This is a genomic window from Acinetobacter calcoaceticus DSM 30006 = CIP 81.8 (genome assembly GCF_000368965.1).
Taxonomy (GTDB): domain Bacteria; phylum Pseudomonadota; class Gammaproteobacteria; order Pseudomonadales; family Moraxellaceae; genus Acinetobacter; species Acinetobacter calcoaceticus.
Genome location: NZ_KB849780.1, coordinates 2,181,551 through 2,196,106, shown reverse-complemented (window position 1 = coordinate 2,196,106; position 14,556 = coordinate 2,181,551). Strand labels below are relative to the sequence as shown.

General features: G+C 38.9%; 13 protein-coding genes, 2 tRNA genes, 1 other RNA gene and 1 pseudogene. 10 read left to right on the top strand and 7 right to left on the bottom strand.

Annotated features, from left to right (window positions below):
* Nucleotides 1–18 precede the first annotated feature (18 nt).
* The 4 genes from F936_RS15215 to F936_RS15200 all read right to left on the bottom strand — a co-directional run bounded on the left by F936_RS15215 (nt 19) and on the right by F936_RS15200 (nt 3,236).
* Nucleotides 19–93: transfer RNA gene (locus F936_RS15215), tRNA-Gln, on the bottom strand.
* Entirely contained in the window at nt 92–925 is an 834-nt protein-coding gene (gene ispE, locus F936_RS15210; protein ID WP_005048649.1) for a 4-(cytidine 5'-diphospho)-2-C-methyl-D-erythritol kinase, read from the bottom strand. The genes F936_RS15215 and ispE overlap by 2 nt, the downstream gene beginning before the upstream one ends.
* Nucleotides 926–943: 18 nt before the next feature.
* A complete protein-coding gene (gene lolB, locus F936_RS15205; RefSeq protein ID WP_003653326.1) occupies nt 944–1,522 on the bottom strand; it encodes a lipoprotein insertase outer membrane protein LolB in 579 nt (192 codons plus the stop codon).
* A 4-nt stretch (nt 1,523–1,526) separates the two neighbouring features.
* Entirely contained in the window at nt 1,527–3,236 is a 1,710-nt protein-coding gene (locus tag F936_RS15200; RefSeq protein ID WP_005048646.1) for a tetratricopeptide repeat protein, read from the bottom strand.
* Nucleotides 3,237–3,324: 88 nt separating this feature from the next.
* Here F936_RS15200 and hemA point away from each other — a divergent pair, with 88 nt between their 5' ends.
* Complete coding sequence (gene hemA / locus F936_RS15195; protein ID WP_005048644.1) at nt 3,325–4,608, top strand: glutamyl-tRNA reductase; 1,284 nt, start codon at nt 3,325–3,327, stop codon at nt 4,606–4,608.
* Here the strand turns inward: hemA and F936_RS15190 are convergent.
* Nucleotides 4,605–6,473 carry a DNA primase gene (locus F936_RS15190; RefSeq protein ID WP_003653321.1) on the bottom strand — a complete coding sequence of 623 codons (1,869 nt, stop codon included), beginning with the start codon at nt 6,471–6,473 and terminating at the stop codon, nt 4,605–4,607. The genes hemA and F936_RS15190 overlap by 4 nt on opposite strands.
* Before the next feature lie 156 nt (nt 6,474–6,629).
* Nucleotides 6,630–7,793 carry an outer membrane protein assembly factor BamD gene (locus F936_RS15185; RefSeq protein ID WP_005048642.1) on the bottom strand — a complete coding sequence of 388 codons (1,164 nt, stop codon included), beginning with the start codon at nt 7,791–7,793 and terminating at the stop codon, nt 6,630–6,632.
* A gap of 71 nt (nt 7,794–7,864) precedes the next feature.
* Here F936_RS15185 and rluD point away from each other — a divergent pair, with 71 nt between their 5' ends.
* The 4 genes from rluD (at nt 7,865) to F936_RS15165 (ending at nt 11,834) form a co-directional block, all read left to right on the top strand.
* Entirely contained in the window at nt 7,865–8,917 is a 1,053-nt protein-coding gene (rluD, locus tag F936_RS15180) for a 23S rRNA pseudouridine(1911/1915/1917) synthase RluD (protein ID WP_005042691.1), read from the top strand.
* Between the two features lie 10 nt (nt 8,918–8,927).
* The gene (gene pgeF / locus F936_RS15175; protein ID WP_005048640.1) at nt 8,928–9,665 is read left to right on the top strand and encodes a peptidoglycan editing factor PgeF; all 738 of its coding nucleotides are present in this window, start codon (nt 8,928–8,930) and stop codon (nt 9,663–9,665) included.
* Nucleotides 9,666–9,857: 192 nt separating this feature from the next.
* Nucleotides 9,858–10,409 (top strand): flavodoxin family protein, encoded by a 552-nt coding sequence (locus F936_RS15170; RefSeq protein WP_003653315.1) that lies wholly within the window; start codon nt 9,858–9,860, stop codon nt 10,407–10,409.
* A gap of 153 nt (nt 10,410–10,562) precedes the next feature.
* Nucleotides 10,563–11,834, top strand: coding sequence for a hypothetical protein (locus F936_RS15165; RefSeq protein ID WP_003653312.1), 1,272 nt, complete (start codon nt 10,563–10,565; stop codon nt 11,832–11,834).
* Between the two features lie 51 nt (nt 11,835–11,885).
* Here F936_RS15165 and smpB read toward each other — a convergent pair whose 3' ends face one another.
* Complete coding sequence (gene smpB / locus F936_RS15160) at nt 11,886–12,362, bottom strand: SsrA-binding protein SmpB (RefSeq protein WP_004641603.1); 477 nt, start codon at nt 12,360–12,362, stop codon at nt 11,886–11,888.
* Between the two features lie 134 nt (nt 12,363–12,496).
* Between smpB and coaD the strand changes: the two genes are divergently transcribed.
* From coaD to cntB, 5 genes and pseudogenes are all read left to right on the top strand, one after another.
* Entirely contained in the window at nt 12,497–12,988 is a 492-nt protein-coding gene (gene coaD, locus F936_RS15155) for a pantetheine-phosphate adenylyltransferase (RefSeq protein WP_004641605.1), read from the top strand.
* Nucleotide 12,989: 1 nt separating this feature from the next.
* Nucleotides 12,990–13,253: a YfhL family 4Fe-4S dicluster ferredoxin gene (locus tag F936_RS15150; RefSeq protein WP_003653306.1), complete on the top strand. Its 264-nt coding sequence runs from the start codon at nt 12,990–12,992 to the stop codon at nt 13,251–13,253.
* 27 nt (nt 13,254–13,280) lie between these two features.
* An RNA gene (rnpB, locus tag F936_RS18530) (RNase P RNA component class A) lies at nt 13,281–13,636 on the top strand.
* Between the two features lie 63 nt (nt 13,637–13,699).
* Nucleotides 13,700–13,776: transfer RNA gene (locus tag F936_RS15145), tRNA-Met, on the top strand.
* Nucleotides 13,777–13,934: 158 nt separating this feature from the next.
* Nucleotides 13,935–14,534, top strand: a pseudogene (gene cntB / locus F936_RS19595) (carnitine monooxygenase, reductase subunit CntB); the annotation flags it as partial.
* Between the last annotated feature and the right edge of the window lie 22 nt (nt 14,535–14,556).

The following is a 14,556-nucleotide window of genomic DNA, read 5'->3' as shown; positions in this document are numbered from 1 at the left end:
CATCATTACAGGTGAGGTTGGCAGGGGCGGCTGGATTCGAACCAACGGATGCCGAGATCAAAACCCGGTGCCTTACCACTTGGCGACGCCCCTAACGTGTAACCTTAAAATGATTAAGAGGAGATTCTTTTAAACTATTTACCAAGTAAGATTTACATGGTGAATGTTTAAGAATTTCATCAATATTCATTTCATTCGTTACTTCAATAAAAACACAAGCACCTGTACCTGTAAGCTTTGCTTGACCAAACTGATCTAAATATTGCATTGCTTCTTCTACTTCAGGGTATAACTGTCGGGCCAATGGCTCAAAGTTATTTCCAAAATTAGAAGGTTCTAACTGATAGGCGCAAAATTTAGTGGTCTTAGAGTCTCTTGTCAATGTTTTTTGTGAAAAAAGCAATTGAGTGCTGATAAAACAATCAGGTTTTAAAATAATGAACTGTTTTTGATCTAAGTCTATGAATGATAAATGTTCACCAATACCTTCAGCCCATGCATTTTTACCATAAATAAAAATAGGAACGTCGGCACCGAGCTTTACGCCATAGTCTGCAAGTTGTTCTTTATTTAGACCACATTCCCATAATTGATTTAACACAATCAGGGTTGTGGCAGCGTTGGATGAACCTCCGCCCAGACCTGCACCCATTGGAATATTTTTTTCAATTTTGATGTTTAGGCCGCAGAATTTTTTTGCATGCGGTCTTAGTATTTGAGCAGCCCGATAAATCAGATTTTCTTCAGGTCGAACTTCACTCAATCCATCAATTTCGATTTGTTCATCTAAAGTCGGTGTAAATATCATCCAGTCATATAAATCAATGAGTTGGAAAATGGTTTGTAATTCATGATAACCATTTTCACGACGTCCTGTAATATGTAAAAACAGGTTGAGCTTAGCTGGAGAAGGGACTCGAATCATAGATTTATATAATTAGACTTAGCGGTTTTGGATGACCATTGTAATACGGTTTTCTTTATCTTCAGCAAGAGCTTGCTTTAAAACCAGTTTGTTTGGCAAAGTTTGTTCACCATCATAACTGAAATTAACTGTCCAGCCGTCTTCAATGAGTTGGTTTACACGATTTTCATTATCTTTACTAATTTGAGCACTTAAAGTTGCAGGTTTAGCCAAAATCCAGCTCGTTAAATGAGTAATGGGTGCTTGCCAACCAGTTGCACGCTCTAAAAGTTCTTCTGGAGAGGCGGCAGTAATTAACCCTGTTTTAGCACTATTTAACTTCACTTCACCAGGTTTACCCTGAATTTGGGTTTTTCCTACACCTAAAATGCCGCTTAATTCAATATCAAAATTATCTTGTTGTTGAACCCATGTGAAAAATGCACTACCGGTTTGCTGTGGTGTGCGAACCCCAATCTTACCTTGTAAATTAAAGTGTTTTTCGTCTTGAACTTGCTGGGTAACCGCGGGTTTAGGTTGAGTAAAATGCTGACAACCGGTTAGAAATAATACACTTGATCCACAGATCGCTGTGCACAGTTGGGCAAATTTGCTCATATATTTAACTCTTTTTTGCAGATGTAGGTAAAATTAACGCATCAAGCTGTTGTAATTGTGGATCATTGGCATGTTTTTGTTTCAGTTGTTGTAACACAGCGCTAAATTGAGTTAATGATCCTTGCATATACAATGCTTTAGCATAACGAACGCCAATATTTACATTATGGCTGAGTTCATAAGCTTTGCCTAAAGCTTCGGCTGCACCTTCATAATCATTCTGTAAAAATGCAATATAGCCAAGCGTATCTAGAATTGAGGCCTGTTCTGGCGCATATTCTAAGGCTTGTTCTGCATATTGACGTGCTTCTTTCAACCTACGGTTTTGTAAGGCTAGTGTATAGGCATATGCATTTAGATAAGTTGGGCTATTAGGTTCAAGTTGTAATAATTGCTTTAATGTTTTGTCGAGTTTATCGCGGTCAGTATATGGATCAAGTAATAAAACTTCTGCGTAAATGAGTTCCGGATCATCCGGTAAATTCTTTATCGCTTCATCTAATAAATTTAAGGCAGCTTTTTTATTGCCCATTTTCTTTAAAATTTCAGCTTGAGCTTGATATAAGAAACTTGCATGTTGAGGGTAATTTACGCGTTCTTGAGTGAGGAACCGTAAAGCATCGTGTAAATTATCCTGCTTATCATAAATCGCAATCAGATTACGTCTTGAAACAACGTATAAACTGCCATCAACTAAGCGATAGTAAGCTTTTGCTGATTCATAATGCTGTTTGCGTTCTGCATTAATCGCTAAGTAGTAATAAGCTTCATTTTGGTATTTTGCAGAGTTTCGTAGGTCAACAAGATATTGTTCTGCTTTGTCATATTGTTTTAAATCAATGCTGGTTAAACCTGCAATAAACAATGCTTCTTCAGCTTTGGGATTAGCCTCTATAACATTTTCAAGCTTTTCTAAAGCGAGTTGAGATTGATTAATTTGTATGAGATAGCGGATTTCAGCCAAACGAATATCTAAATTTTTCTTATATTTACGGCTAGACTTTGCATACCATTTAAGTGCACCTTCTTGATCGCTAAGAGCAATGAGTAGGTTTGCTTTCATTAAAATAAAGCTCGTCACTTTAGGACGTCGGCGTAGTGCCTTGTTAATGTTGGTTAGAGCGGATTCTAATTGACCATTTTGGGCTTCTAAATTGGCGATGAGCGCTAAAATAGAAGGGTTGTCTTTTTCAGAGCTAGAACGTAAAGCTGTTAATAATACTTCTCGATCTTGAGCATTTTCTGGGGCAATACTCGCTAAAATTTGTTCTAAATCGGCAGTAGGATCTATTTTTAAAATTTTATCTAATGTTTCAGCGGCAAGCTGGTATTCATGTGTTTTTAAAGCAATATGGGACAAATAGAATAAAGCAGGTACATCTTTGGGTTCTTGAGCTACCCAATGTGTAGCAATGTTTAAAGCGGCTTGAAAATCATTATATTCAAGCGCAACATCTAAAGCTCGTTGTTTAATTGAAGTAGAGTTACTTTTGATTGCGAGTACTGTGTAATTGTGCAAAGCGTTAGGAATGTCATCATAAGCCAGAGCAAATTCAGCGACCATAGTTTGCTCTAATGCCTGATCAAATGAATGCACGGCATAGGTCTCTTGCACAGGGCGTGCATAGACATGCGAGGACATGCTACCTAACAATAAGAATGTGGTAGAATACTGTCTTATCGAAGCACCGTTAAAATTAATACGGCTATTCATTTGACGCAATTTTTATTGATCCAAAGTAATGCTTTTTATGACACCGATGTTGCACAATAGCATAAATTTAGCGAAATGATGATCTGATATGTCTTTCTTTGCATTGGGTGTCAACCATCAAACAGCTTCTGTCGAACTCCGCGAACAAATTGCTTTCAATGCAGAGCGATTAAGTCGTTTGCTTGCCGAACAAAACCATCACCAAAGCTTAAAGGATTTGGTGGTTGTCTCGACGTGTAACCGTACAGAAGTTTATGCCATGGCGGAAAATGCCGAAAGCCTTCTGAAATGGTTAGCTGATGCCAATAATATTGATGTAAAGCACTTAATTCATCATGTTTATCGTTACGAGAACACGCAGGCAATTACACATTTAATGCGAGTAGCGAGCGGCTTAGACTCTCTCATGCTAGGTGAGCCGCAAATTTTAGGGCAGGTTAAAAGTGCTTTGGCATTGTCTAAAGAAGCCCAAGCGGTCTCTCCTGAATTAAACAGTGTTTTTGAATATGCTTTTTATGCAGCTAAACGTGTACGTTCCGAAACTGCGGTGGGCAGCCATGCCGTTTCGATGGGGTATGCAGTTGCACAATTAGCTTTACAGGTTTTTAGTAAGCCCGAAAAACTTACTGTGATGGTTGTTGCTGCGGGTGAAATGAATAGCTTGGTTGCTAAACATTTGGCTGAAATGGGCGTCGCCAAAATTATTATTTGTAATCGTAGCCGTGAGCGTGCTGACCAATTGGCTCAAGAGATTTCACATCAGGTTGAAGTTGAAATTATTGATTTTTCAGCATTGGCTGAAAACTTGTATCGTGCTGATGTGGTGTCGAGTTGTACTGGTAGTTTATATCAAGTGATTGCTTATCCTGATGTTAAGGCCGCATTAAAGAAACGTCGCTATCAACAAATGTTAATGGTTGATTTAGCTGTGCCCCGTGATATAGATCCTAAAGTTGAAGCGCTTGATGGCGTCTATTTGTATGGTGTTGATGATTTACAAAGTGTGATTGAGGAAAACCTCGCTCAACGTCGTCAGGCAGCTGTTGAAGCGGAAGTGATGGTGAATAAATTAGCTACCCAGCTTATTACTCATCAAAAAGTTAAAGAGGCGGGCAGTACAATTCATGCTTATCGCCAACATAGTGAAGAAGTTAGCCAACAAGAGCTGACGCATGCTTTAGAGGCTTTGCAACATGGTGAGAATGCTGAGCAAGTATTACAGCAATTCGCGCATCGTTTGACGCAAAAGCTTATGCATCCAACATCTATCTTGCTACGCGAAGCTGCCAAGGCCGAAAATCCTGATTATTTTGAATGGTTACAACAGCATTTACAGGATGTGTTTGATCATGAGCGTAAGTCAAAACATTAAGACAAGAGTCTTAAACTAATTTGTTTGGTTAATTCATTAAGCTGTTGTCTTAAATTTCGTGATTCAATTAGAGAAATCGGCGATTTAAGTTTCTGACGTAAATATCTTTCTTTTAGGCCTAAAGCATATTCTTGGGCTAATTTATCGGCCACTTCTGGTGCCTGCGTTAATGCCTGAATATTGGTTCTTTGCATAATATCGGCAATTTCATGGCAATAGCTGCTACAAGCACCTAAAACATAATATGTTGCCAGCTCTTGGTCATCTGGTAAGTCATCAAAAATACGATTTAAAATTGCCAGTACTTTTGCTAATAATTCATCTTGATGAATATAGGCACGTAACCCTTCAAAATGAATATAAAGAAAAGGGTGGTGCATCAAAATTGCAATTGCAAAGTCTTCATCTTTAGTATGAATGTTAAATGAGAGCGAGGCATCATGGCTGATTTGTGGTGTAAAACGTTTACCCAGTCCGAGTTTTTCACGGAAAGATTGATTGAGTAAATAACGGAACGAACCCTGTTTGGGTAATAGTTCAGTCAGTTCTCGGAGTTCTCCCATGACCAAGCTTTTGCCTTCAGGGGTACTGATGTCATGTTGACCTGTTAAATGGGCAAAGACAAAATCAGACAAAAGAGGGGACTGTTGTAGTAGTTTTTGGAAATTTTCAAGCCCTTCACGACGGATCAGAGAGTCGGGATCGTGGTCATTCGGTAGTACGAAAAATTTGAGTTCGCGTCCATCATTGAGTAATGGTAAAGCAATTTCTAACGTTCTGCGTGCTGCTTTTTGACCTGCAGCATCACCGTCAAAAGCAATGGTAATACGGCTATTTTGTTTAAATAAAATATTAAGATGTTCTGTATTACTTGCAGTTCCTAAAGTCGCTACAGCCCCTGTAATGCCATATTGCTGTAATGCAATGACATCCATATAGCCTTCAACCATTAACCAGTCGCTAGATTTAAGTTTTCTACCTTCATAAAGCCCGTAAAGTAGCTGATTTTTATGGAAGACCTCTGAGTCAGGTGAGTTAATGTATTTTGGCTTGATCTCATCATTTAAGGCACGCCCACCAAAACCAACGACGCGGCCTTTCGGGTCTCGAATCGGGAAAATCACACGGTCACGTAATAAGTCAAAATCACGACCATTATCGCTTGAACGGATAAGCCCAAGTTGCTTTAAACCATCAATATCATAAGGAAAAGCTTTCTCTAGGTGTTGCCAATCTTCTGGTGCATAGCCTAAGCGCCAAAATTGAATCGTCTGATTAGTTAAGCCACGTTGTTTAAAGTAGTTTTTTGCCTTTTGACTGTTAGGTAATTGGTGTTCATAGAACTGGGCAATATTTTCCAGTAAGTCATATAAATTACCTTCTTGAACTGGTTCCTCAAAGTTGAAAGGCTGTTCAAATTGGGCAAAAGGGTCATCAAAAAATACCGGTTCAAGCGTGTTGTAGCTTTCATCTATTGGTTGCTGAGGAACCACGGGCTCCGCCGTATTTGCTTTAGCAACTGGCGGCTTTGTAACCTGACGAGTATAAGATAGTTTTTTGTTTTCGGTATTATCTTTGGGTAGTTCGACTCCAGCGCTACTCGATAACTCTTTCATTACATCTATAAAGTTTCGGTTATCAATGTCCATTAGAAAACGGATCGCGTTACCGTTGGCCTGACACCCAAAGCAGTGATAATACTGTTTGTCTCGATAGACATGGAACGATGGAGATTTTTCTTGATGAAAAGGGCAACAGCCGGAATATGTACGTCCCGTCTTTTTCAGTTTCACACGCTGACCAATCAGATCGACAATATCTGTGCGATCTAAAATTTGATCAATCGTATGTTGTGGAATTGCCATAATTCAGATAACCGTATTAAAACTGATGAGAGAGTGACTCAGAATATTCTGACATGATGAGGCAAGATCTATCCAATAAATATTTTAATATTTTATAAAAACAAACAGGCAAGTGATATCACTTGCCTGTTTGTTGATGTTTTTTAAGGCTTAAACTTATTGAGCAGCGTCATCTGCACCTTGTTTCGCCTCATCTGATTGAGAATCAGTTGATGTATCTGTAGAGGTAACAGCAGGAGCCACAGTTGTATTTTCTGCTGCTTGTGGCTCAGGTTTGTCTAATAAACCAAAGCTTAAACGGTTTGTCCAACTACGTTCTGATTTTGGTGCTTCAACTTGTGTTTGCTCTGGCTCAGCAGTTTCTTCTTTATCTGAATTGCCAATTAAACCGAAGCTAACACGATTAAGGAAGCCACGTTTTGGAGCTTCTGATTCACTTGTGCTTTCTGGTGTTGCGGCAGTAGATTCACGGCCAAAAATACCTAAAGTCGCACGGTTAATCCAGTTGCCTTCTTTACGGGCAGCGCGCATGTTAACCGTACCATCTTTTTTCACCAAGTTAGGGTAATTAAGTTTTAAAACTTCAATATATTGTTGTGAAGTCGCTTTATCACCTAATTGGTTATAGCTATATGCCAAAGTCGCTAATGCTTCTGGAACTTGAGGAGTTTGTGGATAATGTTCAATTACCCATTGCGAACGTTCGGCAGCAGCGATCCAAGCTTTACGTTTAACATTAAAACGTGCAGCAGTCATTTCATTTTCAGCAAGTTCTTGTCCAATAAATTTCATGCGCTGAGCGGCATCAACAGAATATTGGCTACTTGGGAAACGACGAATTAAATCAACAAAATTTTGATAAGCAACTTTTAAATAGCTCACATCACGATGAGATTGTTGCAAAGATGTATAGCGCATCAAACTATCGTAGTTTTGCTCCATATTCGCTACAGCGCGAACATAATAAGCATAATCCACATTTGGATGCTGAGGATTTAAACGAATAAAACGTTCCGCTAAGGCAATCGCGCCTTCATAATCTTTTTGCTTAAATTTCGAATAGAGAAGTTCAAGTTGTGCTTGTTGTGCGTATTGTCCGGTCGGATAATAAGTATCGATTGCTTCTAAAGACTTGGTTGCATCAAGATATTGACCACGGTCAAGCGACTTTTGGGCCTTTTCGAAGTAAGCTTGTTCACTAGATTGTGGGCCACTATCGACCACTTCTTTTTTACTTGGATTGCTGCTACAGCCCACAAATGCAGACGCTAAACCTAAAGATAAGGCAAGCATCGTAATTTTATAACGTGGTAGCGACATAAAAACTCCTCTGTTATGTTGGGCAATGAGCTACAATTGCGCTATTAAACCACTTTTATCTCAATGATCAAATGACTTCAGCACAATCTTCAAACACAAACTTATCTGAAACCGACTTCAATTTACTTGAAGATTCTGAGGATGCAGATAACCATACTTCTGATACAACTGCAACACGTTTATCGTTGCAAGTTCAGCTAGATGAAAGCTATCTGGGACAACGTATCGATCAGGTAGCAGCCTTGGTGTGGAATGAGTTTTCACGTGAAAAGCTTAAACAATGGTTGAAGGATGGCCATCTGTTGGTGAATGGTAACATTGTCAAGCCAAAGCACCGTTGTGAAGGGACCGAACTGCTTACACTCGAAGTTGAGCTCGAAGCTCAGACCACGAGCCAACCTGAAAACATTCCACTTAATATTGTCTATGAAGATGACGACATTTTAGTCATCAATAAACCAGTCGGTATGGTGGTGCATCCAGGGGCTGGCAATAGTTCTGGAACTTTAGTTAATGCTTTGCTTTACCACTTTCCAAAATTGTCGGAACTTTCTCGCGCTGGTTTAGTACATCGTATTGATAAAGACACCAGCGGTTTGTTAGTCGTTGCTAAGAGCCTTGAGGCACAATTTTCTTTAAGTAAACAGTTGGCAAATAAATCGGTTTACCGTGTATACGACTTAGTTGTTTATGGAAATATTATTGCTGGCGGTACTATTGATGAACCTATCAAACGTCATCCAGTTGACCGTGTGAAAATGGCGATTTTACCGGGTGGGCGCGATGCAGTGACCCATTACAATGTAAAAGAACGCTTTAGAGATTTTACTCGTGTACAAGCTCGTCTTGAAACAGGTCGAACTCATCAGATTCGTGTGCATTTTAGTTATATCGGTTATGGACTGATCGGCGATCAGATTTATATGAATCGTGTACGTGTACCTGCAGGGGCGTCTGAATTACTCATTGACACTTTACGTGGTTTTAAACGCCAAGCGTTGCATGCAGCTAAATTGGGCTTAAAACATCCTCGTACTGGTGAAGAAATGCTATTTGAAGCGCCGTGGCCTGAAGATTTTACACATTTAGTGAATGTGTTACGTTCAGAAAACGCTGCATATTAAGGATGCGTATATGGAATTTGTTCAAGGATTACCTCAAGGTGTATTTGTAGGGCAGACACGTGTTCAACATCCTTTGGCATTGCCAAAGGATCAACTTGAGTTGTCTGGCTTTAATCTGGCTTTACATGTCAACGATGAGGCACAACGTGTTCAGCAACATCGCATGATATTGTTAGATGAGTTTGCCCAGTTCGGTGTTAAAAAAATGACATGGATGACTCAAACACATAGTACGATTTGCCATACAGTAAATGAACAAATTCCTTTTAAGGCATTAATCGGTGATGGTTTGGTCACTCAAACCAAAGGTCATGCTTTAATGATGATGACCGCTGATTGTTTACCTGTCGTGTTAGGAAATGCCGAAGGTACGGAAGTCGCAAACTTGCATGCGGGTTGGCGCGGTTTAGCTGGCGGCATTATTGAAAATACAGTTGCTGCTATGCAGAACCCTCCAACTTGGGCATGGTTAGGAGCTGCGATCAGCCAACCTTGTTTTGAAATTGGGGCCGAAGTAAAGGCTGCTTTTTGTGATAAATATCCAGAGTTAGAAACAGCTTTTGTTGAGGGGGCCGCTCCAAATAAATTTCATGCAGATTTATATGCAATTGCGCGTTTTATTTTGCAGATTCTAGGTGTAAAACAGGTTTTAGGTGGAGATCAATGTTCTTATCAACAGAGCGATGATTATTTTTCTTATCGCCGTGATGCGAAGACTGGACGTATGGCTACCTTTGTTTTTATATAAGCTTTATAAACATAATTAAATTTACTCTCTTATTTTGTCGTAATTAAGCAGAATAAGAGAGTTTTTATTGAGTTTGAATATATTACGATTGTGAATCGTATTGAAACGCTTGTATTTCATATTTATAGATGTAGGTTTAGCAAGCGCTAATAAAATGATAAAATAGAAAAAATCGCTCAAAATTTTAATCTTATGTCTTTGCCTGAAAAACATCTCTCTATTGTTTACCACAGTCCATATGGTCATACCGCCAAGGTAGCTTTCGCTATTGCTGCTGGTGCAGAGGTGATGGGGGTAAAAGTACATCTAATGAATATTGAACATATTGATTGGGATGCGCTTGATACATCACAAGGCATTATTTTCGGATCTCCTACCTATATGGGAAGTATGACTGCCGACTTTAAAAAGTTTATGGACAGTACTTCTAAGCGTTGGAAAGAGCGCTTATGGCAAGGCAAGCTTGCGGCTGGCTTTGCAAATTCGGGCGGATTGAGTGGCGATAAACTAGCGGTATTACAACAATTAAATATTTTTGCCATGCAACATGGTATGTTGTGGTCAGGTTTACCTTTAATGACCACAGGGCATAGTGAAAAAGATTTAAACCGATTATCGAGTTGTTTAGGCTTAATGACACAATCAGATAACGCCCCTGTTGAAGTTACTCCCCCACAAGGTGACTTGGATACAGCTAAATGGTTTGGTGAATATATTGCTGGACTGCTTTATCGAATAAGTTAAAATAAGTTTTTGATTTTATTTTAATAAATATTTAGTTTCTACTCTAATTACAAAAACGTTGTATTTTTTTTGTGCTTTTTTGATTATTTTTTACCAAATGGTTTATTTGGACAATGATGTCCAAAACTTAATAAATAAAAAAATGGAATAATCATGAAAATTTTTTTAACAGCTCTTTGTCTAAGTTGGGCTACTTTAAGCTATGCCAATTTAGAACCTGCAAATCTTGTTCCACTCACTGATTCAGAACTTTCTAAAGTTGAAGCTCAGGCACTATTTTCATTTACCTATACAGACCCAAAACAAGCTGATGCTTCGATGAATCAGCAAAATATTGGCTTTTATAAATTAGGTTTAGAGGCAAATCTTGAACTAAATGCCAATGTTAATAAGTTGCAATTAGGATGTGGAGGAGTAAACGGTTTAGGTGGGTGTGATATTGATATTGATAACTTAAGTTTAAGTGGCTTAAGCGATACAAGTGATGGCCGAGCTTCATCTTCGGCTGTTTTTAGTAATCCCTTTATTGAATTTGCAATTAAAAATCCAGACAGCGCAGCTTTAAGAGAAATTAAAGGTTTTCGTTTAAGTGCTGAAAAGGTTATGGGACTGCTGACTATGGGGCTTGAAAATTCAGAAACACCAAATGGAATTAATAGCTTAAGTGGTTACATGAAAATTAAAGATACCACTGGTTTAGCTTATACCGCTGCCCGTAATATGTCTTATCAAGATACAGGCAAGACCATTGATGGGACTGTTAATGCATGTATCGGGATTTGTATTCCTTTAGGATTTAACTCGTCTGATTATAATTTGCAATTACAACAGACCACTGCACCTATTGTGATCAACGGGCAAGTGATTTCTGGTTCACGAATGAATAATGTCATGCTGAACGGGGTAGCAAATATCGATCAGCTTAATTTCTCTGGAGATCTGAAAGCTTCTATTAATGCAGCACTTGGTCTATTAAATTTACAAAAAAATGTAACGGGCAGCATTACCGGATTAAGAGCAGCACTCACAGTTGATCAAAATTTAGGATTTATTCATAAAATTGAATTAAACAATCCTTTCTCACTTTCTTTGCAAGGCCAACAAATATTTTGGCCAGGTGCAGATGCAGCAGCAGAACGGGGGTGGTGGATGGCTTTTGATGATGAAATTGATATTGGCAATGTTACGCCAAGTAAACAAATTGAAATAACTAATGATGTTTTAAAGCAGGTGGTAGGTCCAATTAGTGGTTATTTAACTGCAAACCCAGTGAGATGTAATCTTTTAAATTGTTTGTTTGGTGAAGACTTAGCAGTTGGTGAGGTTAAATTACCCAATACGATTGTGAATTTTCCATTGAAAGATTTACAACTTAAAAATCAATCTTTTGCGCCAAACTGTTATGGCAATTTAAAATTCTGCTAAATTCAAAGTGACATAAAAAAACCTTTAAAGTTAACTTTAAAGGTTTTTTTATTACTTATGAAATATACGAGCTTTATCACGTTGCCAGTCACGGTCTTTTTCAGTTGCACGTTTGTCGTGAAGCTGTTTACCTTTCACAAGCGCAATTTCAAGTTTAACCAAGTGACCTTTCCAGTAACACGCCAAAGGAACACATGAGTAACCTTTTTGGTTAACTGCGCCCATTAGGTGTTCAAGCTGACGTCGGGAGAGCAATAACTTACGGGTGCGTGTTGCTTCAGGTACCACATGGGTCGAAGCCGATAATAAAGGCTGAATTTGTGAGCCAAGTAAAAATGCTTCGCCATTCTTGAAAATGACATAACTTTCCGTCAAAGTCATACGCCCAGCACGTAAGGATTTTACTTCCCAACCTTGAAGTGACATACCCGCTTCAAATTTTTCTTCGATAAAATAATCATGACGGGCACGTTTATTTTGTGCGATTGTTCCGCCATTGTGTTTTTTCACTACTGTTGCTTTCGCCATAATTCAAACTTCCACAATTATGCCTATTGTGCCGTAAACTGATGCTAAGGTGAAGTTTTTCCTGCACATGAATATTTCGCCTCATGTATAACTTTTGCTAAAATAGGTTCACAATACAATTAGAGTACTAGCGGATGTCTAAAACGCGTGTAATTTATCCTGGAACATTTGACCCCATCACGAATGGACACGTTGATTTAGTTACTAGAGCATCAAGAATGTTTGATGAGGTTGTAGTAGCAATTGCAATTGGACATCATAAGAACCCCTTGTTCAGTCTAGAAGAAAGAGTTGAACTGGCACAATCATCTTTAAGCCATCTATCAAATGTTGAATTTGTAGGCTTCGATGGTTTACTGGTTAATTTTTTCAAAGAACAAAAGGCAACCGCAGTACTTCGTGGTTTAAGAGCGGTTTCTGATTTTGAATATGAATTTCAACTTGCCAATATGAACCGTCAACTTGACCCACATTTTGAAGCGGTGTTTTTAACACCATCTGAGCAGTACTCTTTTATTTCTTCGACATTGATTCGGGAAATTGCTCGTTTAAAAGGGGATGTAACCAAGTTTGTTCCGCAAGCTGTGGTTGAGGCCTTTGAACGTAAACATCAACAAGGTTGGTAACGTGTCGTTATATATCACCGATGAATGCATAAACTGTGATGTTTGTGAACCAGTTTGCCCGAATGAAGCAATTTTCATGGGTGAAGTGATTTATGAAATTCATCCAGATTTGTGCACTGAATGCGTTGGTCATCATGACCAACCACAATGCCAATTGTTTTGTCCTGTAGATTGTATTCCTAAAGATCCAGAGCATGAGGAAACGGAAGAACAGCTATTCGACAAATATAAAAAATTAATTGCTCAAAAAAGCACGAGCAATTAGTAAATAAATTTGTTAATATGCGCCCCTGAAGTGAGCTGGATGGTCGCTGCTGTGGAGGTCTTCGTGACTGAAGCAGGGGAGGAAAGTCCGGGCTTCATAGGGCAGGGTGCCAGGTAACGCCTGGGCGGTGAAAGCCGACGGAAAGTGCAGCAGAGAGTAGACCGCCTCATTCGTGAGGTAAGGGTGAAAGGGTGCGGTAAGAGCGCACCGCGTGTCTGGCAACAGTTCACGGCATGGTAAACCCCACCAGAAGCAAGACCAAATAGGAATCCTGAGGTACGGCCCGTACTGGATTCGGGTAGGTCGCTTGAGCGTATGAGTGATTGTACGCCTAGAGGAATGACCATCCTCGACAGAACCCGGCTTATAGGCTCACTTCACCTAATTTATTTAAAATTTTTCTTGACGTGCATTAAAGAAACTAAGATAATGCGCGCACAGTTTAAGGCTATGTAGCTCAGTTGGTTAGAGCACCGCACTCATAATGCGGGGGTCACAAGTTCAAGTCTCGTCATAGCCACCATTTTATAGACCACGCTCCTGCGTGGTCTTTTTTTATGCTTATTTTCTGATTAAACACAGTTTGTGAAGACCAACTTTATAATGATGAGATGTTTTTTGATTTTTCATTGGCTTATTTATATTTAAAAAAATTATTCCCGTTAGCTTAAGGCAATAAGCATCTTAATTGCAGGTGGTATTGGGTATTACCATTCTTATCTCAAATAGATGAGCTCGTAGCACGTGGGGCAGAGGCTTACGGTGAGCTTGAACATGCAGCTTTGTTAGATGAGCTAAAATAGAGCATACAGAGCATGTGTTCAGCTATGTTGAAGCAGAAAGTTGTGTGCTTAACTTAGGCGAATTAATTTCATTACAATCTAAAGAAATACATGTCTATGTATGTGGACTGAAACCAATAATTGATGCTGTGATTAATTGTTGTAATAAGCATTGTTACCTTGATGAATACATTCATTGGGAACGACTTGCTTCAACAGTTCCAGAAGATGGAGAGGCTTTTACAGACGTACTTGGCAAGTCTAATCAAGAAATGAAGTCAAAAGTAACTAGTCAATTTTACAAGTGATCAAAACATTAAATATTGATGTGGAATGCTTATGTCGTGAAGGCGTATGTGGTACATGTGAAACTGTTATTTTGGATGGTGAAGTAGAGCATTTCGATCAATACTTAAGTGATGCAGAAAAGGCTTCACAGAAGAGCATGATGATTTGTGTATCTAGAGCTAAAGATAAAAAACTGGTATTAGATTTTTAATACATTTCTTTGGTCGATCAAT

What these genes read in the sequence shown, in the direction of transcription:
- ispE (WP_005048649.1), bottom strand. Translation starts at nt 925, where the DNA reads ATGATTCGAGTCCCTTCTCCAGCTAAGCTCAACCTGTTTTTACATATT.
- lolB (WP_003653326.1), bottom strand. Translation starts at nt 1,522, where the DNA reads ATGAGCAAATTTGCCCAACTGTGCACAGCGATCTGTGGATCAAGTGTA.
- F936_RS15200 (WP_005048646.1), bottom strand. Translation starts at nt 3,236, where the DNA reads ATGAATAGCCGTATTAATTTTAACGGTGCTTCGATAAGACAGTATTCT.
- hemA (WP_005048644.1), top strand. Translation starts at nt 3,325, where the DNA reads ATGTCTTTCTTTGCATTGGGTGTCAACCATCAAACAGCTTCTGTCGAA.
- F936_RS15190 (WP_003653321.1), bottom strand. Translation starts at nt 6,473, where the DNA reads ATGGCAATTCCACAACATACGATTGATCAAATTTTAGATCGCACAGAT.
- F936_RS15185 (WP_005048642.1), bottom strand. Translation starts at nt 7,793, where the DNA reads ATGTCGCTACCACGTTATAAAATTACGATGCTTGCCTTATCTTTAGGT.
- rluD (WP_005042691.1), top strand. Translation starts at nt 7,865, where the DNA reads ATGACTTCAGCACAATCTTCAAACACAAACTTATCTGAAACCGACTTC.
- pgeF (WP_005048640.1), top strand. Translation starts at nt 8,928, where the DNA reads ATGGAATTTGTTCAAGGATTACCTCAAGGTGTATTTGTAGGGCAGACA.
- F936_RS15170 (WP_003653315.1), top strand. Translation starts at nt 9,858, where the DNA reads ATGTCTTTGCCTGAAAAACATCTCTCTATTGTTTACCACAGTCCATAT.
- F936_RS15165 (WP_003653312.1), top strand. Translation starts at nt 10,563, where the DNA reads ATGAAAATTTTTTTAACAGCTCTTTGTCTAAGTTGGGCTACTTTAAGC.
- smpB (WP_004641603.1), bottom strand. Translation starts at nt 12,362, where the DNA reads ATGGCGAAAGCAACAGTAGTGAAAAAACACAATGGCGGAACAATCGCA.
- coaD (WP_004641605.1), top strand. Translation starts at nt 12,497, where the DNA reads ATGTCTAAAACGCGTGTAATTTATCCTGGAACATTTGACCCCATCACG.